This window comes from Alloalcanivorax sp. C16-1 (assembly GCF_046507805.1).
In the GTDB taxonomy this organism is placed as follows: domain Bacteria; phylum Pseudomonadota; class Gammaproteobacteria; order Pseudomonadales; family Alcanivoracaceae; genus Alloalcanivorax.
In genome coordinates, this window is sequence record NZ_JBKFTK010000003.1 from 595,527 (window position 1) to 621,634 (window position 26,108).

Consider the following 26,108-nt stretch of genomic DNA (forward strand, 5'->3'; position numbering starts at 1 on the left):
CCGGGTCAGGCCCTTCCGGGAACGCCGTGAACCCGTCCCTGGGGGCTCCCTTTCGAACGTCCTGTTCTCAAGGGTCCCGGAAGGGCCTGACCCGGAACCGCTTGGCGGTGATCCTCCGCGCGCGGGTGACGCGACGCGCGGAGGGATGGTGGGTCAGGGGCAGGTGCCGACCTGCCAGAGGGCGCCGCCGTTGGTGCTGTACAGGGTGGTCATGCCCCAGGTGGAGCCGGCCATGGGTTGGTCGCTGCCCTGGGCGAAGTAGTCCGGGGCCAGGTAGTTGCCGGTGCTGTACGCGCGGCCGGCGGTCTTGTGGTAGTAGTTGTAGGCGCTTTCCTGCTGGCAGCCCGGTTGCGGGTCGCCGCCGCCATTGTCGCCGCCGTCGTTCCCTCCATCATCATTGCCACCGCCGGTGCAGGCCTGGATCGGGCCGGTGCAGCTGGCGTCGTCGTCCTGCCATTGGCATTGGTCGCCGCTGGTGGAATGCTCGGTGAGTTTGAAGGTGGCGGTGCCGTATTCCAGGTAGCAGTTGGCGTAGTTGGTGTAGTCCAGGCGGCCGGCGCTGATGTGCTGGTCCAGGGTGGCCACCTGGCCGGCGTCGATCTGGAAGGCGATCTGGTCGCTGTCGGCGAGGCCGCCCTGGTCCAGGGCTTCCACGCTGGCGCTGTTGGCGCCGCCGGGCAGGTCGCAGGCACGGGCGCTGTAGTGCACGCCGTCCAGGTCGGCGGCGATGGCGCCGCTGGCGAAGGTGACGGTGACCGAGGCCAGATCCTGGTTCTGATCCACCACCTGGCCGCTGACCGTGGCGCACTGGCCGTCCACGCTCACCGCAATGTCGCTGAGCACCGGGGCGCTGGGCGGCGGCGCCGGGCCCACCCGTACGGTGTCGATGGCCGGGGCGCTTTCGCCGCCGTCATTGTCCTCGGCGGTGACCGCCACGGTGTAGAGGTCGTCCGCCAGGCTGCCGCTGGTGGTCTGGAAGGCGCCGCCGCCGCCCACGCTGGTGGTCAGGGTGTCGCCGCCGCCGGCCAGGCCTTCGATAACGATGGTGATGGCGGTGACGGTGCCGTCCTCGTCGGCGGCCTGGCCGCTGATCTGGATGGCGTCGCCGTTGGCGGCCAGGGTCAGGCCGTCGACGCTGGGCGGCAGGTTGCGGTTCACCCGGGCGTTGTTCTGGCTGAAGAATTCACCCAGGTAGCGGGCGTAGTTGATGCTGGCGCTGCCGATGTAGTTGCCGCTGGCGCCCTGGCCGCCGGACCAGGAGTGGTCCAGGCCGTTGAGCCACAGCATGGAGACGCGGCCGTCCTGCCACAGGAATTCCTCGGCGCTGCCGCCGTCCTGGCTGATCACGGTGCTGCCGGGCAGCTCGCTGACGCCATAGAGGCCGGCCATGCCTTCCGCGTTCTGGCGGTTGTAGCAGGTGTCCACGGTGGTGTCCGCGTCGCCGTGGGCGATGGACGCCACCTGGGTGTCGAAGGCGCTCTGGTAGGCGCCGCCCAGGTTGCGGCAACGGCTTTCCACGTTGGCCTGCTCACAGACGCCGATGGCGCCGCTGGAGCTGGTGCCGACGCTGGGCCCGGCGCTGACGCCGACACCGGCGAACACGTCCGGGGCCAGGCAGGCGGTGGTGTTGGCGAAACTGGCGCCGGACGACAGGCCGGCGATGTAGACCTGGTTGGGGTCAATGCCCCGGGCGGCGTCGCCGGACAGCTCGTTGGCCAGGTCGATCAGGTTTTTGTAGTCGCCGGCGCCGCGCGACTTGGTGCCCTGCCAGTAGGACCAGCAGCTGAAGCCGGCCTTGTTCATGGCGTCCGGCACCGCCACCACCATGCCGTATTCCTCGGCGGCCACTTCCAGGTTGGCGGTCTTGTAGGCGTTGATCGACTGGGTGCAGCCGTGCAGGACGATCAGCAGCGCCTTGCCGGCGCCCACCGCTGAATCGGTGTCGGGGGTGTAGAGGTGGACGTTGTTGAAGCCGCCCAGGGAGAGGTTGTCCTGCCAGCTACCGGCCTGGACCGGACCCGCCAGCAGCAGCAGGGTACCCGCGAGGGCACCGAGGGCCGTCTTGATCATGGTGGTTCTCCTGATTATGCATTGTTTTTTTGATATTCATCGGCCGATGAATAAAAACTCTACAACCGTTGAATATCCCGGGTCCACCCTTGGCAGGGTGTCGAAATGTATAATCTTTGAACAAACGCACAATCGGGGTGGCGCCACCGGCGCGGGCTGGTAGCCTGAGCCGATGCTAAGAAAACACCGGGTCTTCACCCTCTCCGCTACCTTCGTGGGCGCGCTGGTGATCATCGGCGCCACCGTTCCTCAACGTTTCCGCAGCGTGGCGGAGACCCTGCTTGATGAGCTGGGCCATTACTTCGGCTGGTTTTATCTGATCAGCACCTTCGTGTTCGTGGTGTTCCTGCTGGTGCTGGCGGTGAGCCGCTACGGCAAGATCCGGCTCGGGCCCCAGGACTGCAGTCCGGAGTACGGGGTGTTTTCCTGGTTGAGCATGCTGCTGTCGGCGGGGTTCGGCGTGGGGCTGGTGTTCTATGGCATGGCCGAGCCGATCCAGCATTTGATGGAGCCGCCCCACCGGCTGGCCGAGCCCGGCACCGCCCGGGCCGCCGAGGTGGCGATGCAGTACAGCTTCTTCCATTGGGGCCTGAGCCAGTGGGCGGCGTTCAGTCTGGTGGGGCTGATCATCGCCTTCTTCCAGTTCCGCAAGGACCGGCCCGGGCTGGTGTCCACCATGGTGGAGCCGGCCATCAAGGAACTGCCACAGCGCCGGTTGATTTCCGATTCCCTGGACGTGCTGGCGGTGGTCGCCACGGTGATGGGCGTGGCCACCTCCCTGGGGCTCGGCGTGCTGCAGATGAACGGCGGCCTGCACACGGTGTTCGACTGGCCGGACAATTTCTGGACCAAGGCGGCGATTCTGGGCGCCATGTTCCTGTGCTACACCGCCTCGTCCTACAGCGGCCTGGACAAGGGCATCCGCTGGCTCAGCAACTTCAATATGGCCCTCTGTCTCGGCTTCATGGCCTACATGCTGTTCAGCGGGCCGACGGTGCTGATCCTGAAGAATTTCGTCAACGGCCTGGGCGCCTACCTGGGTAACTTCATCGACATGGCGCTGACCATTCCGCCGTTCGAAAAGTCGGACTGGATGAACAAATTCACCCTGTTCTACTGGGCCTGGGTGATCGCCTGGTCGCCGTTCGTGGGCACCTTCGTGGCGCGCATTTCCCGAGGCCGCACCATCACCGAATACGTGCTCGGGGTGCTGCTGGTGCCGCCGCTGCTGGCCTGCGCCTGGATCGCCGTGTTCGGCACCACCGCCCTGGATCTGCAGCTCAACGGCGGCGCCGATCTGGCCGGCGCGGTCAGCGACGACGTGGCCACCGGCCTGTTTCTGATGTACCAGGAGTTGCCGTTCACCGAGGCGCTGTCCGGCGTCACCATGGTGATTCTGTTCGTGTTCCTGGTTACCTCGGCGGACTCCGCCTCCTACATCGTCTCGCAGATGACCGACCAGGGTTCTCTGAATCCGCCGCTCTACAAGCGGCTTACCTGGGGCGTGCTGATCTCGGCGATCTGCATCACGCTGATCGTGGCCAGCGGCCTCAAGGGGCTGCAGTCCGGCAGTCTGGTCGCCGCCCTGCCGTTCGCCATCGTGCTGTTTCTGATGATGGGGGTGCTGTACCGGGAGCTGCGCGACGACCGCCGCGCCATGCTGTTGGAGCTCTACCACCGCAACGAGGAAACGCCGGTGGGCGCCGACCTGTTCGAGGCCGACGACTTCACCGATCTGCCCACCGAGCAGCGCATCCGCCGCCGCATGGCGGTCAAGCGCCGTTGAGCGCCAGGTGCGATCGCGGTGGCGCCACCGCGATCATCCGAGGCCGGTCTAATCCAGCGACGCCACCGCCTGATCGATGGCGGTGTCGCCGCTGATCAGGTCGAACTCCCGCTTGCTGGCGCCCGGACGGTCGAGCACCGCCCGCAGCACCGCCGCCACATCCTGGCGGGGAATCTCGCCGAACTGATCGATGCGCTCCGCCAGCCGTACCTTGCCGGTGCCCGCTTCATCGGTGAGCTTGCCCGGGCGCACGATGGTGTAGTTGAGGCCGCTGGCGCGCAGGTGATTGTCCGCGTTCTGCTTGGCGACGAAGTAATGGCGCATTTTTTCCGGGCCGCTGTCCGGGTCGTCGGCGCGCATGGAACTGACGATCACGAAACGGGGCACGCCCATTTCCCCGGCCAGGTCGATCAGATTGATGGCGCCGTTCTGGTCCACGTCCACGGTCTTCTCCGGCCCGGTGTGGGCCCCGGACCCGGCGGTGAATACCGCCGCGTCGCAGGTGATCAGCGCCGCCCGGCAATCGCCTTCCAGATCCGCCACCACCACCTCATCGGCGCCCAGCCGACGCAGCTCCCATTCCTGGGACGGGTCGCGCACCATGGCCCGGCAGATATGGTCGCTCTCACCGAGCAACCGCACCAGATGCCGGCCGATTTTGCCGTTGGCCCCGGCGATCAGAATACGCATGGAAGCTCTCCTAAGGGTCGATAAGGACAGATTTCCACCCTAGGGCCGCAAGGTGCGGGCTGCAAGCTACACGCTACATGCCGACCGGCCCACGGACCTGCCTGCGGCTTGAAGCTTGTAGCTTGCAGCTGCCTCACCATCTCTGCGGGACGCGCTGAATCTTGCTGGTGTCGTAGCCAGCGTCGGCGGCGATGTCGTAGAGCCGGCGCAGGGTGGCCTCGTCCGGATTCGGGTCGCGGGCCATGATCCACAGGTAGTCCCGTTTCTGCCGGCCGATGAGGGTGGTCTGGTACTGATCGTCCACGTACACCACCCGGTAATCCGCGCGCAGGGGCCAGAAGAACTGCATCTTCCAGACCGCGTTGCTGTGGTCGCTGACGAAGCCGGTAGGGGTCATTTTTTCGCGCTCACCGTCGAAGCCGCCTTCGTTGAAGGTAAAGGTGACCCCCACCTTGTTCGGCCCCAGCCGTTCATAACTTTCCACCGCGTTGTGGGCGTCCTTCTCCGGCGGGGTGGGAATATTGGCGATCACGTACCAGTCGCCCATGAAACGATCCAGGTCCAGATTTTCCACGGTGCGAATGGGCGGGTGTTCCGGCTGGCTTTGGCAGGCCGCCATCAGCAGGGCAAGGGTTCCGATCAGGGCAAAACGCATGGAGGCTCTCCTGGCAAAAGGTACATTCCCGGGACGCGAAGCATCGCCACCGCAAGCGTGACCGCTGGCCGGCCAATGGCGCGTGAAAGCCCCCTGCCCTTGCCCACCCCACTGTCCGTAGGAGCGGCTTCAGTCGCCGAGCACCTTGAAGCGGCGCTGGAGGCGGAAACCGTGGTCGTCCACCAGGGTCAGGGTGTGCCAGCCCGGTTCAGCGCGGATCGCCCATTGGTGGAAGTGTTCGGTGACGCCCAGGTAGCGGTCATCCAAGTGCCAGAACAGGCGTGCGCCGTCCCGTTCGTGAACCACCCGGAACACCGCCTGGCCACGCTGGCCGCCCAGTTCCCGGGGGATGTAGAGGCCGGCGCCGGCGTGGGGGTAGAGAATCGCCATCGGCGGCGACGGGTCCAGAGCCCGGGCTCCGGCCAGGCAGTCCGAGCGCCAGGCCGGCAGGGGCCGGTAGTCCGGGTGGCGCTGGCGATAGAACCAGGCCTGGGCCGGGGGCAGCACGAACCAGTTGCGGCTGGCCATGCCGGCCACCGCTTGGCAGCCGCCGTGCACGCGCTGGCCGTTGCGGTCCAGGTGCACCCGGCGGTGGTGCGGCGTTACCGTCTGGAAGTGGCTGTGCAGGGGCGCCAGGGCGGTTTTCGCCGGGCAGCGGCCGCCGGCCAGGTAGCCGTCGTCGGCGCATACCCGCACCCGCTTGAGGTCGTTGAGCGGCGGCTCGGGAAAGGGCGCCGGCCCAAGCAGGCTGAACACGTCCAGCATCAACGGCGCGGCGGTGTCGGCGCCACCCAGGTGCGGCGCCGGTTCGCCGTTGCCGTTGCCGGCCCAGACGCCCACCGTGTAGCGGCCGTTGCTGCCGATCGCCCAGGCGTCGCGCAGGCCGTAGCTGGTGCCGGTTTTCCAGGCGATCGGCTGGCTGGAACGGTACAGCCGCCATTGCCGCGCGGTGCCCGGACGGGCCACGTCGCGCAGGGCGTCCAGGGTCAGCCAGGCGGCGCCGGGGCTGATCGGGAACGGCGCCGCCACCGGCGTCGCCCCGGCCAGCCGGGTCACCGGCGCCGCCTGGCCGTCCCGGGCGGTGGCGATCAGCCGGGCATAGATGGCGGTGAGTTCCTCCAGGGTGCCCTCGGCGCCGCCCAGTACCAGGGTCAGGCCGTAGTCGTCGGCGGGCCGGAACAGGGTGGTCATGCCCAGCTCGCGCAATTGATCGTGGAAACGCCCCACCCCGTAGCGGCGCAGCAGGCGCACCGCCGGCACGTTCAGGGAGCGGGCCAGGGCCTCGTGGGCGGGCACCGCGCCGCGGAATTCCCGGTCGAAATTCTCCGGGCTGTAGCCGCCGTAGTTGGTGGGCAAATCGGGAATCAGGGTGTCGGGCAGGATCACGCCGGCGTCCAGCGCCAGGCCGTAGAGCAACGGCTTGAGCACACTGCCGGTGGAGCGCGGCCGGCCGGCGATGTCCACGGCGGCGCCGTAGGTGTCGGCGTCGCCGTGCTGCACATTGCCCAGGTAGGCGCGGGTTTCCAGATCCCGGTGGTCGATCACCACCACCGCCAGGTTGTGCACGCCCTGGCGGCCCAGGCGCCGGCCGTGGCGGTCGGCCAGCTCGCGCACCCGGCGCTGCAGGTCCGCGTCCAGGGTGGTGCGCAGCAATGGATCGCCGCCGCCGGCGCTGAGCGTATCCAGCAGGCGCGGCGCCAGGGACGGCAGCTCGTGGACGCGGGGCAGCGGCTCCAGTTTGGCCAGCCGCAGATCGGCGCCATCCAGGTCACCGCGCCGCCGCAGCACCTCCAGCAGCCGGTCCCGCTTGGCGCGCAGCCGCGCCCGGTCGCGGCCCGGGTGGATCAGCGCCGGGCTGTTGGGCAGCACCGCCAGCAACGCCGCCTCGGCCCAGCTGAGGGCCTCCGGCGGGCGCTGAAAATAGCGCCAGGCGGCGGCCCGCAGCCCCACCGTGTTGCCGCCGAACGGCGCCCGGCTGGCGTACTCCACCAGGATATCGTCCTTGCTCAGGTGCCATTCCAGTTGCAGCGCCAGCAGCGCTTCCCGGGCCTTTTCCGCCAGGGTACGGGGCGGGTCGTCACGGAGCAGCCGGGCCAGCTGCATGGTCAGGGTGGAGCCGCCGCTGACCACCCGGCCGGCGCGGGCGTTGGCCACGGCGGCGCGGGCGATGGCCAGCGGATCGACCCCCGGGTGGGCGTAAAAGCGCCGGTCCTCGAAGGTGATCAGAGCGCGCCGGTATTTGTCCGGCAGGCGCTCCACCGGGGCGAACCGCCATTGCTGATCGGCGGCGATGCGCGCCGCCAGGGGGCGCCCCTGGCGGTCCAGCATCAAGGTGGCATAGGGCTGCTGGTGCAGCGACGCCGGCAGCGGCGCCCACTGCAGCGCGGCCAGGACCGCCAGCACCGGCATCGCCAGGGCCAGCCCGACCGCCGCCAAGGCCCTCCGCGCCGGCCGCCGCCGGCTCACGGCGGCGCGCTTAGCGGCCATCGCCCTCCCCGGCGTCCGCCTTCACCGTCACCCACTGGCCCTGGTTGCGGGCCCGTACCGTGCCCTGGTACATGGCTTCCACCTGCCAGCCGGGCAGGTAGAAATGGCCGGCGAAGGTGGCGTTCAGGCCGATCCGGTAGGTGCGGCTTTCGCCGGCGCCCAGGGAGAAATAACTGAGCACCCGGTCGTCGCGCAGGTCCCGGTAATCCACCGGCGCCTGCTCCTCGTCGCCGGCCAGACGGCTGTCGGTGATCTGCCAGCCGGACGGCATTACCTGGGTCAGGGCCAGGTTTTCAAGGGGCCGGCCACTGAGGTTGCGGACCGTGACCGTGGCGCGAAAGTCGGTGCCCTGGGCCAGGCTCGACGGGTCCAGCGGGCGGCCGTCCAGAGTGCGGAAGTCGGCGCTCAGGGAGAGCCCCTGGCTGGCCGCCTGCTCGGTGCCGGGGGGCGGCGTGCCGCGGGTGCTCACCGAGGCGAACAGCCGGCGCTCGCTGTCGTTGCGCACCGCCAGGGCCTCCCCGTCGATCGCCAGATCCAGCTCCTGGCGGAACATCGGGGTCTGGCTGGTGATGGTCTGCCAGTCGCCGTCGCCACGGCGCCAGGCGAACGAATAGCCCACGTCGCCCCGGCTACCGGCGAACCGGGCCATGGCCATCAACGCCCAGGCGGTGGTCTGAGTGGAATACCAGTTGCCGGAGGCCAGCTGGTTGGCGATCACCTGGGCCTGGCCCCAGGCCGCCTCGCTGTCACCGCGGGCATCCAGCACCATCAGCTCGATGGCCCGGTCGCGCAGGCGCGAGCCGTAGGTGGGGCCGGGACGCTGGTAGTCCGCGTCGCTGTCGCGGGCGGCGGCCAGCAGTTCGCCCGCCACCTCGGTGAGCCCCATCTGCTGGTAGGCGGCGGCCAGCAGCCAGCGGCCGGCCCGGTAGCCCGGGTCCGCTTCGCCGCCCTCGGCGGCCCGCGTCTGGAACGCCTCGCGCAGGCGGTTCATGGCGCCCACTTCCGGTTCACCGGCCAGGGCCAGGGTGTACAGCCGGTAGGCCTGGGAGGCCCACTGCCAGGGGTAGCGGCCCGGGTCCTGCCCCACCCGGCTCTGATAGTCACGCCAGTGCCGCAGCATGTCCGCCGGTACCGCGTAGCCCTGGCGCTGGGCTTCCAACAGGAAGTGGCCGGCGTAGGAGGTCCCCCAGTCGTTGGCGGTGGCGGCGCCGGGCCAGTAGGCAAAGGCGCCGCCGCCGAGCTGGAAGCGGCGCAGCCGCTGGATGGCGGCTTCCACATTGTCCTGCACCTTCCGTCGCTGGGCCTCGCTCAGGGCGGTGAGGCGGTCCAGGTACAGTTGCGGCAGCGCCGACGATACGGTCTGTTCGATGCAGCCGTGGGGGTAATCGATCAGGTATTCCAGGCGCCGTTCCAGGCCCATGGCCGGCAGGCTGCTGACCGTGAGCCGGCTCTGGTTGGTGCCGGGCAGGCCGTGGGGCCGATGGGTCAGGTTCCAGGTGGCGCCGGCTTCCAGCAGCTTGCCGGTGTCGCGCACGGTGGGCGGGTTGGCGCTGCGCACCGGCAGGTGCACGGTTTCCTCGGCGTGCTGATCCCCGGCGTCGGCGCGCACCGTCACCTCGGCGACGCCGGCGCGGTCGCCGGCCTTCAGGGCCAGGGCCGCCAGCTGGTCGCCGCTCTCGGCGAAATTCAGCGTGGCGGTGCCCCGGGTGACCGTGAGCGGCGCCTCCGCTTCCGCCTTCACGGTGACCTTGCCGAGACCGTCCTCGGCGGCGAACACGGTCACCGGCAGGTCCAGGGTTTCGCCGGGGCCAAGCACCCGGGGCAGCGCCGACAGCAGGGTCAGCGGCTGGGTCACGGTCACGTCCCGGTCGGCGTGGCCGTAGGCCCGCTGATTGCCGGCCACCACCATCACCCGCACCTGGCCCATGTAGGGCGGCAGCTCGATGTCGTGGCGACGGGTTTCCCCGGCCTTCAATGGGAACGGGCCGGCGAAGCGCACCACCGGCGGGAAGCGCCGGCGCTGTTGCTCGTTGCCGTCGCGCAGGGCGTCGGAGCCGCCCAGGGCCAGCAACTGGTCCAGCTCGCCGCCGTAGGCGCCCACCACCTGATCGAACAGGTCCCAGGTGAGCACGCCCAGGGCCTCGCGCTGATAAAACGCATCGTGGGGTTCGGGAGTGGCGAAGTCGGTGATGCCGAGCAGGCCCTCGTCCACCACCGCCAGGGTATAGGTCATCGGCTGGCCGCCGGCCTCGGACACGGTCACCGGCAGGGTGCCGCCCGGTTTCACCTCCGCCGGGGCCTCCACGGTGGGCGACAGGCGCGTGGCCGGGTCCTCCACCAGCAGCGGCAGGATGCCGTAGAGGCGGATCGGCCGGTCGTTGTCCCGCTCCCGATGGGGCTGCAGCAGGGCCACGTGCACGTACACGTTGGGCGCCATGGCGGCGGTCACCGGAATATCCAGGGTCAGGGTTTCACCGGGTTTGCCCGGGTCATTCACCCAATAGTGGTCGAGCACCCGGTCGCCGCTTTCCAGGCTCACCAGCAGACGCCCGCTGGCGCTGCCGGGCACCTGCACGCGGGCGGTCTCGCCCACCTGGTAGTCGGTCTTGTCGCTGGACAGGGACAGCCGGGTGGCGGCGTCGCCCTGGCCGTCGCGGTCGCCGCCCCAGCCCAGGTAGACGGTTTGCGCGGCGCAGTGCCGGCCCTGGTCCTGGCACACCCGCAACAGGTAGCGGCCCCATTCGTAGTCGGCGCCGGCCAGGGTCCATTGGGCGCGCCCCTCGGCGTCGCTGGTCAGGGCGCTTTGGCCGAGTTTCTCGGTGTGCGGATCGCTGATGAAGTGGGTCAGGTCCTCGCCACCCCGGTCCCACCACCAGCGCCAGTCGATGCGGTAGACGCTCAGGGTGAGGGCGCGGCCGGCCTCCGGTTTGCCGTCCCGATCCAGGGTCAGCAGGCCGATTTCATGGTCCTGGTCGCGGCCCAGGGAGTCGCCCCAGCCGTCGCCCTTGGGCACCCGCAGGCCCACCCAGTGGGCATAGGGTGACACCGGCAGGCGCTTCACCTGGGTGCTGTAGTCGCCGCTTTGCTCGAACACCCGGGTAGTGAGCACCATGGCGGCGGCGCCGGGCGGGGTGATGTCCGGCACCTGCAGGGGGAAGCGGGCGTCGCCCTGGCCGTCCAGGCTGCCTTCAAAGGCGGTGAACGGCTCCGCGCCCAGGGACCGGGTGGGGTCCGAGAAGGTGAACCCGGAGAAGCCGGGGAACGGGGTGCCGGCGTTGAACAGGCGCGCCTTCACGTCGGCCTTGAGGCCGCCGGCGCGGGCGCCGTTCAGCCACTGGCTGTGCAGGGTGACTGGCTCCGCCTGGCCGGTCTTCAGGGGATCCGGGGCGTCCAGCTCGATCTTGAGGCGGTTGGGCTTCACCGCCTCCACCCGCAGGGCGGTGTCGAAGCGCCGCTCGCCGACCCGGGCCACCGCCCGCCAGTTGCCGGTGGGCGCGTCTTCGTCGGTGCTCAGGGTGAAGGTGTAGAACTGCCCCACCGGGTCCGCGTTGCTGTAGCTGGCCACCTTGTCGCCACGGGGGTCGAACCAGTCCAGGGTCACCGGGTGGTCGTCGGGCAGGCGGTCGCGGGGGTCGGCCAGAATAAAGGTCAGGTGGATGTCGTCGCCGGGGCGCCACACATCCCGCTCGCCGTAGAAGAACCCCTTGAGACCGTCGCGTACCTTCTCGCCGCCGGTGTTGAATTGATTGGTGGCCAGCGCCCGGTTGCGGGCCAGCTTCAGGTAGCCCTGGTCGTCGCCGTCACGGGCCACCAGGTAGAACGGCGTGCCGTCCAGGGCCAGGGTCACTTCGCCGGCGTTGTTGGTGGTGCCGCTGGCCAGCTCCTGGTGCTGGTAGTTGCGCACGCTGACGCGTACCTGGGTGGCCGGCGTGTTGCTGTCCAGATGGGTGGCGAACACGGTGAGCCGGTCGCTGGCGCCCTGCTTGGCGATCATCCCCAGGTTGGAGGCCAGGAAGGCGCGGCTGGATTCGGCCCGGTCGTTGTAGCGGTAATAGGCGTCGGAGCAGGGGTTGTCCCGTTCGCTCCAGCTCAGATAGCCGGAGTCGCGGTAGTAGCGGCTGAGGCGGTCGCCGTCGTCGCCCTGGTCCGGGCCCTCGTAGTTGTCGGGCAGCTCGGCGACCCGGGACGGGCTCTGGCCCTCGCAGCGGTAGTCGATGGTCTCGCCGTCCAGCTTCAGGGTCAGGATCACCAGACCATCCGGGTGTTTGGCCATCAGTTCGCTGAGGTCCAGGCGGTAACGGCGCCAGTCATCGCCGCCCCCCGGCGGCAGGGTCAGGGTCTTCTGCCACAGGTAGCGGCCGCCGCGGGTGTCCGCGTAGGCGGTGTCCAGGTCATAGCCCTGCAGGTAACCGGCGATATTGTCCTCGAACACCTCGAAGGCCTGCACCCGCACGGCGCTGGCGGCGGCCGCCTCGAACGGCACGCTGAGGGTGTCGCCGGCGGGCAGGATCACGCCGTCGCCGACGAAGCGCACGCCCGGTTTCGCCATGCTCAGGGTCAGGGTGCGCTCGAAGGCTTCGCCGAGCCGCGCCCGGGCAGCGCTGCGCAGGCCAGCTTCCAACCTCAGGGTGAGCTGGCCGTCCTCCAGTTTGTCCGGGTCCGGGGGATAGATCAGCAGCCGGCTGCCATCGATACGGACCCGGGCGTCCTCGCCATTGACCCGCACCAGACCGGCCAGATCCTGGCTGCCCATCAGCGGTTCGGAGAACTGCACCACCACCTGGGGCTCCGGATAGCCGCGGGTGCGCGCGTCGGTGACCTGGAAGGCGCCGGGCGCCGGCACCGGGTATTCCCGCTGGCCCCGGTCGTCCACGCCCAGGCTCTCGCCCTCCCAGCGCAGCCGTACCGGCGCGTCGCTGTCGCGCTGAATGCCGGTGACGGTGAAATCGTGATTGAGGCTGGCCGCGTCGTGGCGCCATTCCAGGGTCAGCGCGCGGTCGCCCTGGAACGCCTCGAGCACCGGCTGCACCTGCGCCGGGTCCGCCTGGTCGGCGGTTTGCAGGCGGCCGCTCAGGCGCATGCGCTCCTCACCATCCGGGTCCGGGGCCAGGGCATCCACCTGCAGGCTCAGCCGTTGCCGCATCACGGTGACGTCGGTTTCCAGGGGCGGCAGACCATCGTCCACCCCGGACAGCCCCTGGGGATAGAGCGTCAGGCGCAGGGTCTGGCCGGCGGGCAGCGGCGCGCCGGGCCGGATTTCCAGCCGGTCACGGGCGGTGAACACCGCCTTGAAGGGCCGCTCCGGATCGAGCCGGGCGACGCCCTTGGCGGGCCGGTCCAGGGCGTCCTCATCCACCACCGGGTGGGTAAAGCGCACGATCAGCGGCGCCCGCGCGCCGATTTCCCCCCGGGGCCAGGCGCTCAGATGTTCACGCCAGCGGGCATCCGGCTCCGCCGGGGCCGCGCCGTCGTCGGCCGGCGCCGTTGCCACCGGGGCCGCGGCCTCTTTATCCGATTGCGGTTCCTGGCCACAGGCCGCCAGTACCAGAGCCATCAACAACAGCACGCCAGCCTGAAAACATCGCATTCCTTTGACCGCCTTTGTGATTGTTTGGGGGGGCACCTAACCTAGCATAATTGCCCTTTCCGATTCGGCGACGCCTTTGAAAAAATGACCCTCCGCAAGGCCCTCACGCTGGCATTGGCATTGGCCGCCTTGACCATGTTGGCCGTGCTGCCGTGGCCCGGCGATCCGAAACGGGCACGCTGGGACGGCTACCTGGACCGGCTGGCCCGGCTCAGCCGCCAGGCGGTGCCGCCGGCGGCACCGCTGGACCTGCGCCCCTACCCCGGCAACGCGGCGCCGCGCCGGCCGCTGCCGGATCTGCGCGCCGGTCTACAGCGGGCCCTGCGCCACCACACCGACCGCTGGCAGGATCTGATGGGCGCGTGCGGACTGATGCCTGGCGGCGAAAAAACCGGGACGGACACATATTGACCAACGAAGCGCATGTGAACGGCTGTACAGCGAATGTTTTTGAAACGGGTCACAAACATACTTTTCCCGTGTTGGCGAAGTCCCATCCGTCAACACCGGGGATTTATCCTCGATAGCTCTCCCGAGCCAAACGATTCCACGGCGCCCTCTGGGCGCCGCTTTTTTTTGTGGCGGCTGGCCGGCAATCCGCCCGCTTAGCGCAGCATGAAAGTCTGGTATTCCAGCCGGTCCATGCTGCGCTGCACCAGCCACAATCCGAGCAGTACGCACACCGCCAGCGCGGCCAGAAAACCATACCCGAAAAACTGCGGACCCAAGGCCAGGCTCAGGCCGGTGAAGACAATATTGAGCGCCAGAAACAGAGCCGTCAGCGCGACCAGGATCCATCGCTGATCCAGATAGCAGAAGACATTGATGATGGCGAGGAAGACCACCTGTAAACCCGCCGCCACCAGCTGCACTCTCAACAACGGCAGATACAGCGACGAGATACCCAGAGCCTCAAAGATGTCCGGAGCCACCACCATGATCAACAGCGCCGCCATGGCCTGGATTTTGATGATCTGGAAGACGCCGACACGAATGGTCGCCGCCATGCGGTTCCGCATATCCTCAATGTAGGACAGAGATCCGCCCTCCCGTACCGCACTATAGAAATTGCCGTAGTACTCGACAAAATCGGTTTCCATTCGCACCAGAAAAATGGCCATGCCCGGGATCAACGACAGGTAAGCCAGGAACACCGGGATATCGTAGATCAAGGAGGCGCGCAGGGCGCCGATCACCGGGCTGCCGGTGGACGAATCGAACCAGAACATCAGTTTGTCCGCCCAGACACCGACGTTGAAAAACAAACCCACCAACGCCAGGCTCGGATAAAACCATCCCCTCCGGAAAAGCTCATAGGAAACTGAACGGCGTGTCGGGTAGGCCCGGGTAATCAGCACCAGCATACCGCCCAGCAACGCGACCTGCCCGATCAAAAACCCCATCAGCAGCCCTTCAAGGTCGAAACCACGGAGCAGAAAAGCGGCCCCCACCGTAAGCGCGTAACCTACGGAATAAAGCAGGACGATAGCTCGATATTGCTTCATGCCGGACAGGAAAATAGTAGCGATCCAGATATTGCTCACCACGGTGAACGCGGCCACAAGCGTCACCTGGAACAGCACGCTCTGTGCCGGAAAAAGAAACAGGGCGGCGATGGCCGACAGCACCCCGGACACCATCGTTACCAGCAGCGTTACGCCACCAAAATTCGATAGAATAAGATCATCACGCTTTTCGAAGAGGCGGTCCGCGCAGAAGCGGGTGAAAGCCAATTGCAGGGTACCGGTCAGCATCAGGCTGAACGCGATGATGTAAGTCACCGTTACCTGAAACTGAGTGACCGCGCCAACCGGGGAGACCACCGATATGGTGAGCAGACCAGTTGCCAGAATACCGAGAATGGACAGCACCCAGGGGCCGGATCCGATGACACCCGCATAGGCGTAAGCCCGTAACATGCCAAGAAGGCTGTCACGACGCATTAACTTGCGCAGTTCAAAGCCAATACCGGCCATCAGCCCTCCCCGCCCTTGAGCAGCGACCGATACAGCGACCGGTAAGCGGAAAACATTCCATCCTGAGTGTAATACCGCTCGACGCGCTGGATGCCCGCCCGGCTGGCCGCCCGCCAGCGTTCAGGATCCGCCAGAAGGTCCGCCACGGCGTTGCCAAGGGCTTCAGGGCTGGCGATGCGTACCACGTCCCCCGCCTTGCCCAGCCGACGATCTTCCTCTTCAAAGCCTTCGATCAGCTGTCGACAGGAGCCAACGTCGGTGGAGACCGCGGGCACGCCAGCGGCGAACCCCTCCAGCAGAACCAGAGGCAAGGCCTCACTGATGGAACTGAGAACCACCACCCCCACCTGAGGCAATAACTCGCTGATCTTCTGGAAGCCAAGAAAACGAACATGCTTTTCCAGGCCAAGACTGTGGATCAGCGCGTGGCATTCGGCGGCGTACTCAGGATCCTCGTCTTCCGGTCCGGCAATCCAGCCCTCCGCATCGGGAAGGCGGTTAGCCAGGGTTCGCATGGCCCGCAGAAAGGTCTTGATGTCCTTAATCGGCACCACCCGGCCGATCAAACATGCCACCCTCGGAATTGATTCCGGGCGCGCCGCGCGTACCGCCTCCATGGCCGGCAGGTTAATGCCGTTGGGAATATTACAAGTGCGCTCAGGAGGGGCGCCATCCTGAATCTGACGTTGCCGATTGGCTTCGTAGAGCGCCACGATTTGGTCCGATGACTGATAGCACTCGCGGCCCAGCTCCTGAAAAAAATTGATCCATTTCTCCCGGAAATAGGCCATTTCCGTATTGTTCCTCTCCACCAGACCACGGTTGTCGCTGACCCATTCGCTTTGGAACAGGTCGATCTTGCGCTCCTTGGTATAAATACCATGTTCTGAGAGCAACAGTGGCCGCCCGGTACGGCGCTTGAGCATGGCACCCAGGAAACCGGCATAGCCGGTGGAAATGGAATGATATAAACGGGCCGGCAGCAAATTATCCGCGATGCGCCGCAGCGTCCAGATCGGTGCGTGCATAATCCGCACCGTCCAGAAGTAATCCACGAACGACGGATCCCTGGAATACCGCCGGTAGTGTTCGGCGATCATGTCCCAGCTTTCCCTGCCATGCAGAAAAGCCTGTTCAGACAAGGCGCCGTCGTCCCCCAACTGCGACACCAACTCCGCGAACAGCCGGTTACGTTCATCGCTTACCGTGCCTTTTCGTACCAGGGCATGGAAACGCTCCAACTTCTTGAATGCGCCGGTATCGCCACGCGGAGGCCGTCCATCGCTGGGGGGGGAAGGGTCATGCAGAAAATGCGTCTCCAGATGCACCACGTTATCCGGAAGATCATATTTCATGTCGCCATAGTCACTGGACTTGCTGCCCACGAAACAACAGGCGAAACGGTACTCCGGGAACCCGCGAATAATCTGGTTGACCCAGCTCGACACGCCTCCACTCACGAAGGGGAAAGTACCCTCCAGCAACAGGCAGATGTCCGCGTCCTTGGCCCGGGGAAAATTCATGGCGCACTCCAATATCGCACCGAGGGGCTCAAATTGGTGAACTGGGTGTCCTCGGCGATTTCCGCCATCAGAACACGCACTTTTCCATACTGGCGCTGCCACAGCGCCAGTTCCGCCAACCAGGGGTTCACCCGTGAAGGCGCCAATCCGACGGCCAGCGCCTTGTCGAAGCTGCTCCAGGCATCTTCCAGCTGTTCATGGTTCATCATGATGCGGCCACGCAACAACCACATACCGCCATCTTGATCATTTTCATTCAATGCCCGTTCCACGAAATCAAAGGCTCTTTGCAATGCGAGCGCCCGAATGTCTCCTTGGACCAGATCCTGAAAGTGCAATTCCCAATACAACTCGGCGAGCCGCCGATAGAGGCGATAGAGGCGAGCCGGCGTGGCACTCTCAATCAGAGTCAGAGCCCGGTCAATCTGCCGGGTTAGCGCTTTCTCTTTCTGATCCAGAATTCCGTAGGCGAGCAGTCGAACATCGTCCACCTGATCGCCCAGTGTTTCGCGAAGAACCCCACTGGTGGCTCTCGCGGGCATATTGCGAACAGTCAACATGCCTTGCAGCCTGAGCTCGGTTGAACTGCTCGATGACAACAGCAATGTCTTGAGATCTTCTTGCCGAAAGCCGCGGTCAGCGGCCACCGGGACGGGGGTGAACTCTGGAGCGGGCACCGTTTCAAAAGGTTCCGGACCACGCGGGGCTGGCAGGAAATAACCCACCAGGACGCCACCCACGATACCTACCAAGCCCAGGACAGGAACGAACAACGCCAACGAGAACGTCAGCATCCAGGAGAGCACTCTTGGAGAACGAAATCCACGCGGGAACCACATCCACATAGCGGTCGCCATGAGCGCCGCGGCAAAACCATGAATTAACAGATAGGCAAGGAAAGACGCCGGTCCATGCTCCCCAGCCAGCAGCGGCGCGATGGCACCCGCCTCGGCCAGCAATGCGTAAAACAAAAGCCGAACTTCAAGCACCCGCGCCCTCCAGAAGCTCTTCGATTTGCTCTCTGGCAGGCCGCTCGTCAAGGAATCGGTGGGCGTAATGAATACCGGCCTGAGCCAGGCTCTCGAAGGCATAGTCTTCCCTGAGCCAGTCCTCCACACGACGCAGGTAGCTTTCAAAGCCGTATCGGCCGGTCATCGGCATGATCAACATCAGCACATAGTTATCCCAATCCACCCACCAGTACCCATCCATGGTGCGACGGTCCCGATTCAGGGAAGCCACGATCTGGCGGGCCTGATCCGAGTCATCGGGAATCAGCAGCAGCACGGTGGTATCCACCTTTTTGCCCTCGGCCAGGCGACGCAACGCCTCGAATTCCCTGCCGAATACCGGTGGCATGCCAGGCCAGCGCTCGCACAACTTGTCCACCACCGGGCCGTGCTGAACCACATCCGCGTAGAAGTTCAGCAATAACCCGAACAATTGCAGGTTCTCATAGTGGATGGACAGGAAGGGCATTCTTTCCACCACGACCACGCCAATCAGCTCCTCGCCACTGTTCATAACCGGCGCGCAAACCCAATAAAAACCCTGATAGTCCTCCGAGCTGTCACCCATCTGCACATGAGCGAGTTCCCGCTGATCAATAGCATGGCGCAGCAAACGGTCGTCGATCTGCAAAGGCCGGTTAAGGCCCAGCAAAGCCACCGGCTCGGGGTCCACGCGACCATTCTTGACCGGGTAGAACCCGCCGCGCTGGAGTTGGCAATACTCCGCCAGCAAATTCAGCAACTCCTCCCCGCCGGGCAGCACTTCATGATGGCTGTCGTCCATCATCACATCACGCAAGCGGAGCAACGCGTCACGCACCGTATAAGGCTTAACCAAGAGGTTTTCCTCCAAACGGTCGTGGGACAAACGCAGGAGCACGTGTCGCTGGGTCAGGTTCTGCAGCCGATCCAGCGCATAGCCGGCCTGGCTTTCGGCGCGCATCAGCCGCACCCGCCACATATCGGCAAACTCACCGGTGATCAGAATAATGATGTAGCCACCCAGGAAAGTGAGCTCGGGGAACGCCATGTCGGGGTACAGGCCGACGGCCTTGCAGACGAACCACAACCCCACCAGGGTCAACATGCCCGCGGACCCGATCAGTGAGCCATAGCGCAGTGCCACCACCAGCACCACCACGATGCTCCAGCGAATCCCGCCGGTGAAGATCAGCGGGTCCTCCGGCCTGACGGCGAAACCCACGGTCACCGCCGCCACTACCAGCAGTGGTGCTTCCAGCCAGGCAAGGGCACTGACCCGCTCCGGGGACAACAACCCGGTCAGCCAGTACCTGCTAAATCGACCCGGCATTAATCCAACACCGGTGCGATCAGCTTATCGATGACGCGCTGCCCGGTTTCGCTCAGCGATTGGCGGGCCCAGCCGGCGCGGGCGGCGGTGCCGGTATAGAGCAATTGGCCAGAGGCATCCCGGATCTCCAGCATCACGCCCACCGCCGGCTCTCCATCCACGCCGGTCTTATAGCGCCATTCATGGATCACACCGGAGACCACATATTGGCCTTTTCGGGTCGCGACCCAATCGCGCATGGCCTGTCGGCTCTCCCGGGAGGAGGCCTCGAACAGAGCGCCCTCTTCATCCTGGACATAGCTTTCCACCCGCGTGGCGCCGTGCCGGGCCAGCACCGCTTCGGTAATGGCCTGGGCGCGCAATCCGGCCTGGGGCGTGCTGGTACGGTTGACCAGCGGCAACACCAGCCAGGTGGCGTCCCGTTCCAGCCGCACGTCCTGGGCGGTTCGCACGTGCGTGCTGCAGCCGGCCAGCGTCAATGCGGCGGCGCACAGGATCAGCAGTGGCAGTTTCATGGTGGTTCTCCTCAGCCGTGCCTAGTAGTAAAACTCGTATTGCAATCCGATTCGATAACCGTCTTCGTCCGCACCGCCGGTGTTCAACCCGCGCTCCGTGTAAAGGCGCCAGGCGTCACGGCCCAACAACGGTCCCTCCGCCCCGAGACGGCCATTGAAACCGACGCCGGAAAGACTGTTGTCGGTGACTCCCAGCTCCGCCCAGGCTTGCAACCGGTGGGGCCGGATATGTGGATCCGGTGAGCCCAGCAACAGCGCGAGTTCGGTTTCATGGTAGCTCTCGGGCACCGCCGCCGAGCTTTCCGCCCCGGGCCTGGTCAGATCCGCCTCAAGAGCCAGCGGCCGCTGGCCGGAGAAACCGGCTCGGGTGTGACGGACCCGCACTCCCGGCGACCAGCGCGAACGCCAGGGTCGCCAGCTGCTTTGAGCACTGGCACGCCAACCCTGGCCGAGGCTCCCGCCATCCAGATCCTGGTATTGGTAATGGCCCATCGACAGACCGTTGCTCCAATGACTGCCCGGGCGCCACTCCAGATTCAGGGCCGGCCCACTGCGTCGGCCGGCCAGCAGCAATTCGGAGCTTTCGTCGGCCAGCGCCCGCCATTGATATTCGAAACGCCAGCCCCACCGCGACACCGGATCGTCGTTAAGTACCAGCGAGAGATCAGTATTGTCGCGGTCAAACCGTGTCTCCCAACCCGCCTTCAAGCGGACATCCAGCCGGCGTCCCTGACGCCCCGCCATCAGCTCCAGACGGCGGGCGGTCTCGTCCACTCGCAGCAGGGTCTCGTCCTCACTGGAGAAACGCCGCCAGGAGGCTTCCCAGCCCCAGCGCCAGCGGTCCCCCATCGGCAAGGCCAGTCCCAGGCGTTCATCATCCAGCGCCAGCGGGCCCAGGCGGCGACGCTCCAGGTTGACCTCCACGTGTCGGGAGGCCGGCAGCAACAGACTTTCCTGTTGCGGATGATGGTCCGCCTGCTCCGGCGACCAGCGTTGTTGTTCCGCCAATTCCGATGCGGCCAGACGTTTGCGGCCGAGAGCGTTGTCCGCTTCGAGACGCTCGCCGGCGGTAAGCGCTCCGGCTTGCTCCGCGCGCAAGGACCGGATGCCATCCTGATCGCTTTCCAGATTGGCAAGAGCCAGCGCCGACCCCGCCGGCAAGCCACCCCGCCAATGACGCTGCTGCCGGTACCAACGCCTGGCCAGCTCCGGCGCATCAATGGCCAGCGCCCACTGGGCCAACCACTCGGCCCGGTCGGACCGCTCCGCCTTGGAAGTTTCCGCCCAGGCCCGCTGCTGAAAGCGAAGCTGTTGGTCGCCACCCTCGAAGCGAGTTACCAGGGCGGAACGCATTTCCTGGTACGCTGAACGCCACTCCGGCGAAATCCCTGACTCGGCGGGAGGGTCGCGCCAGAGCGAGCGCATCACCGGCCAGGCCTGCCGCTCACGTCCGGCGGCAAGCAGTGTCTGAGCATAGGCCCAGCGGCGACGCCAGTCTCCCGGCGCTTCCCGCAACAGCGCCCGCTGATACCGTAGTGCCGGCTCCGGCCGGTCAAGGGCCAGATTGGCCGCCGCCAGCGCTTGCCGGTAAACCACCTCGTCCCGGTGAACCGGCTCCCAGCGCGCCATCACCGGAATCAGCCTCTCGTCGTTACCGGTGGCAATCAGAAACCACAACCAGGCGAGCCGGGTATCGGTATCCCCTGGCGCCAGGGCGAGGGCCTGGCGCAGCAGTCGCTCGGCACCGGCGAGGTCGCCCCGGGAGAGCCGGTAATCGGCATAGGCACGCAGAAAGTCGGGCCGTTCCATGAAGGTCCGGCGCTGCGCATCATCGAGACCTTGGAAAAATTCGGTCAGCGCCCGTTCGTCGCCCAATTCCCGCAGCAGCGAGAGACGGCTCAGCGCCACACCGGAATCACCGGTGGCCCGCCACAGGCGGTCCAGCACCCGGGCGAACAGAGCCGGCCCGTGATAGCGGGCCAGTTGCGCATAGCGGTAGTAGTCCTTCACCTCCGCCCCGCCCCCTTCATCCAACCGCTGGTAATGTGCCAGGGCGGCGTCCAGGTCACCCAATTCGGTGGCCATCACCGCCAGACGGCGCATAATGCCGGCGTGATACTCCAAAGCGCCCGCGTCATGCTGGAGGTTCCGATACGCCTGATCGCGGTCGCCGCGCAACCAGGTCAGATCGGCGGCGCGCATGGCGGCCTCGGGTTCCACCCCATAGCGTGCCATGTAGGCCCGATAATAGCGTGCCGCCCGAAGATCCTGCCCGGTGTTCTCCGCCAGTCGCTGCAAGGCGCGGAACACCGACCGGCTTGGATAACGCTGCCGCCATTGATCCAGAAAAGCGAGGCCATCCTCGGGACGTCCCAGCCGCTCGTATTCGTCCGCGACCTGTTCGATCAAGGAAGGATCGGAAGGATTACGTGCCAATAGGCGGCGTCGTGCCCGCAACGTCAATTCATCGTGGTAGGTCAGTGGCGACAGAACCAGAACCCGCCGCCAGGCCTCTTCATCGTCACGCGATTCCGCCAGTTTCAGCCAGGCGGCCAGGGAGATTTCCAGGTCGCCCTGCCAACCGGCCACCCGGCCCAACCGCTCAATCCAGAGGGGGTCATCCGGTCGCCAAAAAAGCGCGTCTTCCACGACCTGGCGAGCACGGGGCAAATTGCCCGCCTCCACGAACACCTGATAACCGCCGTCGTAATAGCGGTGCTCATAGGGGACCGGCCCGGCCCACCCCTTCAAAGCCACCCCCAGCAACACCGGGACCAGGACCCGGCGCCTCACCCGTCACCTCCATGGGCGCCATCGAGTCGCAACAGCCGACCCGCGTAAAACTGAGCCTGCCCGTGGTCACCGGCGGCGCGGGCCAGGGTCATCAGGCGGTAAAGAACAGCCGGCTGATGGTAAAACTCGGGACCGAGCCGCCCACCAACAGCCAGCGCCTGATCCAGCAAACCACCGGCCTGGAGGGTCGTCAACGCGCGTAGAAAATCGGCGCGGCGCAAAGCCGGATCAGTCTGATTCTCCATCGCCCGGAGATATTCATCGGCGGCGGCCTGGTAACGGCCCTGCGCCAGCAGCGAGCGAGCCGCTTGCCGGTACCAGGCGGACGGCGATGGCTGACGGGCGGCAAGGAGATGGTAGGCACGTACCGCCGCGTCCAGATCCCCCAACAACAGGGCCATGTCCGCGTAGCGCAGCACGTCCTCGTTATCCAACCCGGCCGGGTCCACCTGGCGGAAGGCCACGACCGCCTGTTGCTGAAGCGCGCTGCTCGCTCTCTCTTCAGGCGGTAACCCCATCAGCGCCACGAACGGCAGACGCGAACGCAGCCAGGCTTGAGCATTCAGCAGGTCAGGCTGCCGCGCATGATCGGCCAGATAGTCGAGTTGCTCCCGGGCTTGTCCGAACAGGCCCAGCTCGATCAGATCCCGCGCCATCAACAAACGCAGATCGTAGTCATCGGGCTCGGCACGCAGCCAGGTTTGCGCATAGGACAACGTTACCGCGTCCATCCGCGCCGCGCGCAGGCCACTGGACAGGTCCCGGGGAAATACCAACCAGCCCACCAGTACCACCAGAAGGCCCAGCACCAGTAATTCCAGCGGTCCGATCACCCGCCACCGTTCATGGGCGACACTGAAGCCGTAGCTCGTCGAGCTCACGCCGTTCACTCCTGTAACGGTAATGGGTGCCAGCCCGGTCCACCGGGTTCAGCGTGCGCCCCTGATGCCGCAGGAGACAACCGGGGGGCTGCACCAGAGTAAAGGTAAGCGGTACATAGCCACGCAGGGAGAACATCAAACCCTCCTCATGACGCTGGAAGGCGGTCAGACGACCGTTGGCTTCCCAGAGTCCGGGCGCGGCGTCCGGACCGGGTCGCCAGCGGGCCCGCCCACCAGAGAGGTGTACATAAGGACCAGGCGCATCATCCCGGTAGCCGGCCACCCCCTCACTGTCGGCCAGGGCCGGGGGCGCCACTCCCTCCGGCAAACGCAAGGTGCGCAGGTCTCCCCCGCCGCTCACCACCCAGGCATTGCCTTCCCGGGCCACCACCATACGGTTGAAATCCAGCACTTTGGAGACGTACTCCGAGGCGAATACCGGATGCACCGGCTGAGCAAGCGCCCAGTCGTAGACCTTTCTCAACGAGGTCAACGAGGCGTTCTTGCTGGCAATGTAGGTGTGGTAGTAGATGTCGATGGGCTTGAAACGAATTGGCGATTCGGTAAGGCGGAAGGTTTCGATTACTCGTTGAAAGCCATAGTAGGGGCCGAGCCAGCTACCGGTGTATACATTTTCGTTTTGATTGGGGGCGAACACCTGATATTCGTCACCCTTGGGCAGACCCAGAGCCTTGATGAGAGTCCAACTGGGCGCGCTCTCCGTGATCAGAGTGTCACCACCATTCATGTTCAACAGCCCGTTTTCCCGAGCGGTTGCCAAGGCCGCCTCGGTCGGCACCGTGTCCCCACTCCAGAGCACCATCTTCACCGACTTGCCCTCCGGCAGCAGGTGCTTCTCCATATAGCGAGCGGAACCGGAGAGTTCACGTTCAAGGTCCAGACTGTAATCAGGTACCGGCAGCCGTAGCGACGCGCCGTCCGGGCTGCTGGCCTGCCCCGGATGGCGCAGGGCCTCGCGCCAGTAAAAGGGGTGCGAATAAGTGTGGGTGGCCGCTTCGACATGGTCCAATGCGAAAATACGGCGGGCAATGTCCTCCAACTCCCCGGCGCGATCAGGGTAGAGGCCGGTCCGGGCCACCTCGCCCTCGACCACCGAAATGGTGGTGGGAACCCGGTACCGTTTGAGGATCTCCTGCAGCAACACCTCGCCGGCGGCCTGATTGCGGTAGCCCCGCACTTCCGCCAGACTGGGAAAAGCATCCCCGTCCATATGCACGAAAAACAGGCGGCGGCCATTTTCGGTGGTCACGTCCGGGGTGGGCATGGGCGGCAGTTTGAGCGCGGAACGCAGAAAGTCGAGCGGCTGTAACATCCAGCGATCGGTAATTTCCTCGCTGTCCAGTGAAGGCAGCACCGAACGCACCACGAACGGGTCCAATGCGAAGCCCCCCCAATCGGTCACCGCCGCCACCGTATAACGCTCCTTGCCGGCGGCCAGGGTCAGCCAATCCTGTCGGCTCTGCCCTTCCAGAAACACCGGATCGGCCACGTCCAGCAATCCGGGCAATGGTGCCTCGAACGCCATGCCCGGTGCCTGATGGACCACCCTTGGTGGTGTCGTGGGCTGAGGGCTCGGACTCAGACCGAAGACGCTGGCCTCGCGCCCGCCCGCGGTCACCGGCAGCCGGCCGAGCATGACCACCGGCACGCCCGCCCGGGCCTGCTCGGCCAACCAGCGGCGAAATCCCTCACCGACCCGCTCCGGTTCGTCCAGCCAGGTAATGATGCCCGCATAGCGACCACGCAGGGTTCCGGCGGGCATGGCGTCCTCGTGGTAGCGGATATCCGGCACCAGCCCCAGATACTGCGCCGGCATCACCGCGAAGCGGACCAGTTCCGATTGTTCCCAGATCTGCCCCGGTGGCGTACCGTGAATCATCAGCACGCGGCGCGGCAGCACCTCGCGGCGCCCCACGCCCAGCATATCCAGCGCCGGGTTGCTGACCCAGGGAATGACATCGTGGCGGGCGATGAGGTCGGCGATCTCCCGGGCCCGCTGGCGGTCTTCCGGCGCCGCGTAATCGATGGCGATGGTGGGAATGCCGTAGTCCCGGCGCACTTCCTCGAAGCGATCCAGCAACCATCGCCGGTCCTCCTCGGAGACCGGCTGATAACGTTGTAAATCAGGACGCCAGCGTTGGTAGAGGGACTCCGCCGCCACCGCATCCACGTGGTCGTGCACCGAGGGCAGCAACTCAAAACCCCGGTTGAGGATAAAACGCGCGCCGGGGAACGATTCGGCGATGTCCTGTATCAGGGTTTCCAGCCCACCGCGCTGGGCGGTCAAAGCGGCCTCGCCGGTGGCCGCCAACCGGTAGCTGTCCAGGGTGTCGAAAAAGAAATGGCGGTAGCCCTGGTCCCAAAGAGGCTCGACCACGCGATCCATGAGGTAGCGACGCAATTCAGGGTTGGACAGATCCAGCACCCGCGTTTGCCAGTCCGGATTGTCACCCAATACCCAGTCGGCGCGAATACCGGCGGCATAGTCCCGGGACGGCAGCACCTCCCCCAGGCTCACATAGGCGTAGACCCGGCCCACCTGGTCAGGCGGCGGAGAATCGGTCTGCGCCGGTTCAACCACCACCAGATCAAACAGCGTCAACTCGCGCCAGGGGATATCGGGTCCGTAGTAGAAGGCCGCGGACGGCGGGGATGCCCGCGCCACGCCAGCCAGGGCCAGCATAAGCACAAACAGGAATGATCGGATCAAAATGGCGAGCGTCCTTATTGTTATCCAGGCATTCAGGATAACAATACAGCATAAGAAAAACCGTTGTTTACGCTGAAAGCGGCAAAGCCGGA

General features: G+C 66.0%; 15 protein-coding genes. 2 read left to right on the top strand and 13 right to left on the bottom strand.

Features of this window, described 5'->3' with window-relative positions; translation table 11 throughout:
* Window positions 1–153 precede the first annotated feature (153 nt).
* Window positions 154–2,070, bottom strand: a complete 1,917-nt coding sequence (locus ACLD0W_RS13495; RefSeq protein WP_410308002.1) for a PHB depolymerase family esterase — start codon at window positions 2,068–2,070, stop codon at window positions 154–156.
* Between the two features lie 172 nt (window positions 2,071–2,242).
* Here ACLD0W_RS13495 and ACLD0W_RS13500 point away from each other — a divergent pair, with 172 nt between their 5' ends.
* Window positions 2,243–3,856, top strand: coding sequence for a BCCT family transporter (locus ACLD0W_RS13500; RefSeq protein ID WP_410308003.1), 1,614 nt, complete (start codon window positions 2,243–2,245; stop codon window positions 3,854–3,856).
* A 48-nt stretch (window positions 3,857–3,904) separates the two neighbouring features.
* Here ACLD0W_RS13500 and ACLD0W_RS13505 read toward each other — a convergent pair whose 3' ends face one another.
* The 4 genes from ACLD0W_RS13505 to ACLD0W_RS13520 form a co-directional block, all read right to left on the bottom strand.
* Window positions 3,905–4,546, bottom strand: coding sequence for an SDR family oxidoreductase (locus tag ACLD0W_RS13505; protein ID WP_410308004.1), 642 nt, complete (start codon window positions 4,544–4,546; stop codon window positions 3,905–3,907).
* A 133-nt stretch (window positions 4,547–4,679) separates the two neighbouring features.
* Entirely contained in the window at window positions 4,680–5,201 is a 522-nt protein-coding gene (locus ACLD0W_RS13510) for a lipocalin family protein (protein ID WP_410308005.1), read from the bottom strand.
* Window positions 5,202–5,330: 129 nt separating this feature from the next.
* Window positions 5,331–7,637 carry a penicillin-binding protein 1C gene (gene pbpC, locus ACLD0W_RS13515; RefSeq protein ID WP_410308006.1) on the bottom strand — a complete coding sequence of 769 codons (2,307 nt, stop codon included), beginning with the start codon at window positions 7,635–7,637 and terminating at the stop codon, window positions 5,331–5,333.
* Window positions 7,638–7,677: 40 nt separating this feature from the next.
* On the bottom strand, window positions 7,678–13,275 hold the full coding sequence (locus ACLD0W_RS13520; protein ID WP_410308007.1) for an alpha-2-macroglobulin family protein: 5,598 nt from the start codon (window positions 13,273–13,275) through the stop codon (window positions 7,678–7,680).
* An 84-nt stretch (window positions 13,276–13,359) separates the two neighbouring features.
* Between ACLD0W_RS13520 and ACLD0W_RS13525 the strand changes: the two genes are divergently transcribed.
* Window positions 13,360–13,686, top strand: a complete 327-nt coding sequence (locus ACLD0W_RS13525; protein ID WP_410308008.1) for a hypothetical protein — start codon at window positions 13,360–13,362, stop codon at window positions 13,684–13,686.
* A 194-nt stretch (window positions 13,687–13,880) separates the two neighbouring features.
* On the opposite strand, the gene pelG is transcribed toward ACLD0W_RS13525, so the two are convergent.
* The 8 genes from pelG to ACLD0W_RS13565 are packed head-to-tail and all read right to left on the bottom strand — an operon-like array spanning window position 13,881 to window position 26,016.
* Window positions 13,881–15,251, bottom strand: coding sequence for an exopolysaccharide Pel transporter PelG (gene pelG, locus ACLD0W_RS13530; RefSeq protein ID WP_410308009.1), 1,371 nt, complete (start codon window positions 15,249–15,251; stop codon window positions 13,881–13,883).
* Window positions 15,251–16,774, bottom strand: a complete 1,524-nt coding sequence (pelF, locus tag ACLD0W_RS13535; protein WP_410308010.1) for a GT4 family glycosyltransferase PelF — start codon at window positions 16,772–16,774, stop codon at window positions 15,251–15,253. The genes pelG and pelF overlap by 1 nt, the downstream gene beginning before the upstream one ends.
* Window positions 16,771–17,763 carry a hypothetical protein gene (locus ACLD0W_RS13540; protein ID WP_410308011.1) on the bottom strand — a complete coding sequence of 331 codons (993 nt, stop codon included), beginning with the start codon at window positions 17,761–17,763 and terminating at the stop codon, window positions 16,771–16,773. Before ACLD0W_RS13540 ends, pelF begins: the two co-directional genes overlap by 4 nt.
* Window positions 17,756–19,096, bottom strand: a complete 1,341-nt coding sequence (locus tag ACLD0W_RS13545) for a PelD GGDEF domain-containing protein (protein ID WP_410308012.1) — start codon at window positions 19,094–19,096, stop codon at window positions 17,756–17,758. Before ACLD0W_RS13545 ends, ACLD0W_RS13540 begins: the two co-directional genes overlap by 8 nt.
* A complete protein-coding gene (locus ACLD0W_RS13550) occupies window positions 19,096–19,611 on the bottom strand; it encodes a hypothetical protein (protein WP_410308013.1) in 516 nt (171 codons plus the stop codon). The genes ACLD0W_RS13545 and ACLD0W_RS13550 overlap by 1 nt, the downstream gene beginning before the upstream one ends.
* A gap of 21 nt (window positions 19,612–19,632) precedes the next feature.
* Window positions 19,633–22,404 (bottom strand): tetratricopeptide repeat protein, encoded by a 2,772-nt coding sequence (locus tag ACLD0W_RS13555; RefSeq protein ID WP_410308014.1) that lies wholly within the window; start codon window positions 22,402–22,404, stop codon window positions 19,633–19,635.
* The gene (locus tag ACLD0W_RS13560) at window positions 22,401–23,285 is read right to left on the bottom strand and encodes a hypothetical protein (RefSeq protein WP_410308015.1); all 885 of its coding nucleotides are present in this window, start codon (window positions 23,283–23,285) and stop codon (window positions 22,401–22,403) included. Before ACLD0W_RS13560 ends, ACLD0W_RS13555 begins: the two co-directional genes overlap by 4 nt.
* Window positions 23,248–26,016, bottom strand: a complete 2,769-nt coding sequence (locus tag ACLD0W_RS13565) for a bifunctional glycoside hydrolase 114/ polysaccharide deacetylase family protein (protein WP_410308016.1) — start codon at window positions 26,014–26,016, stop codon at window positions 23,248–23,250. Before ACLD0W_RS13565 ends, ACLD0W_RS13560 begins: the two co-directional genes overlap by 38 nt.
* Between the last annotated feature and the right edge of the window lie 92 nt (window positions 26,017–26,108).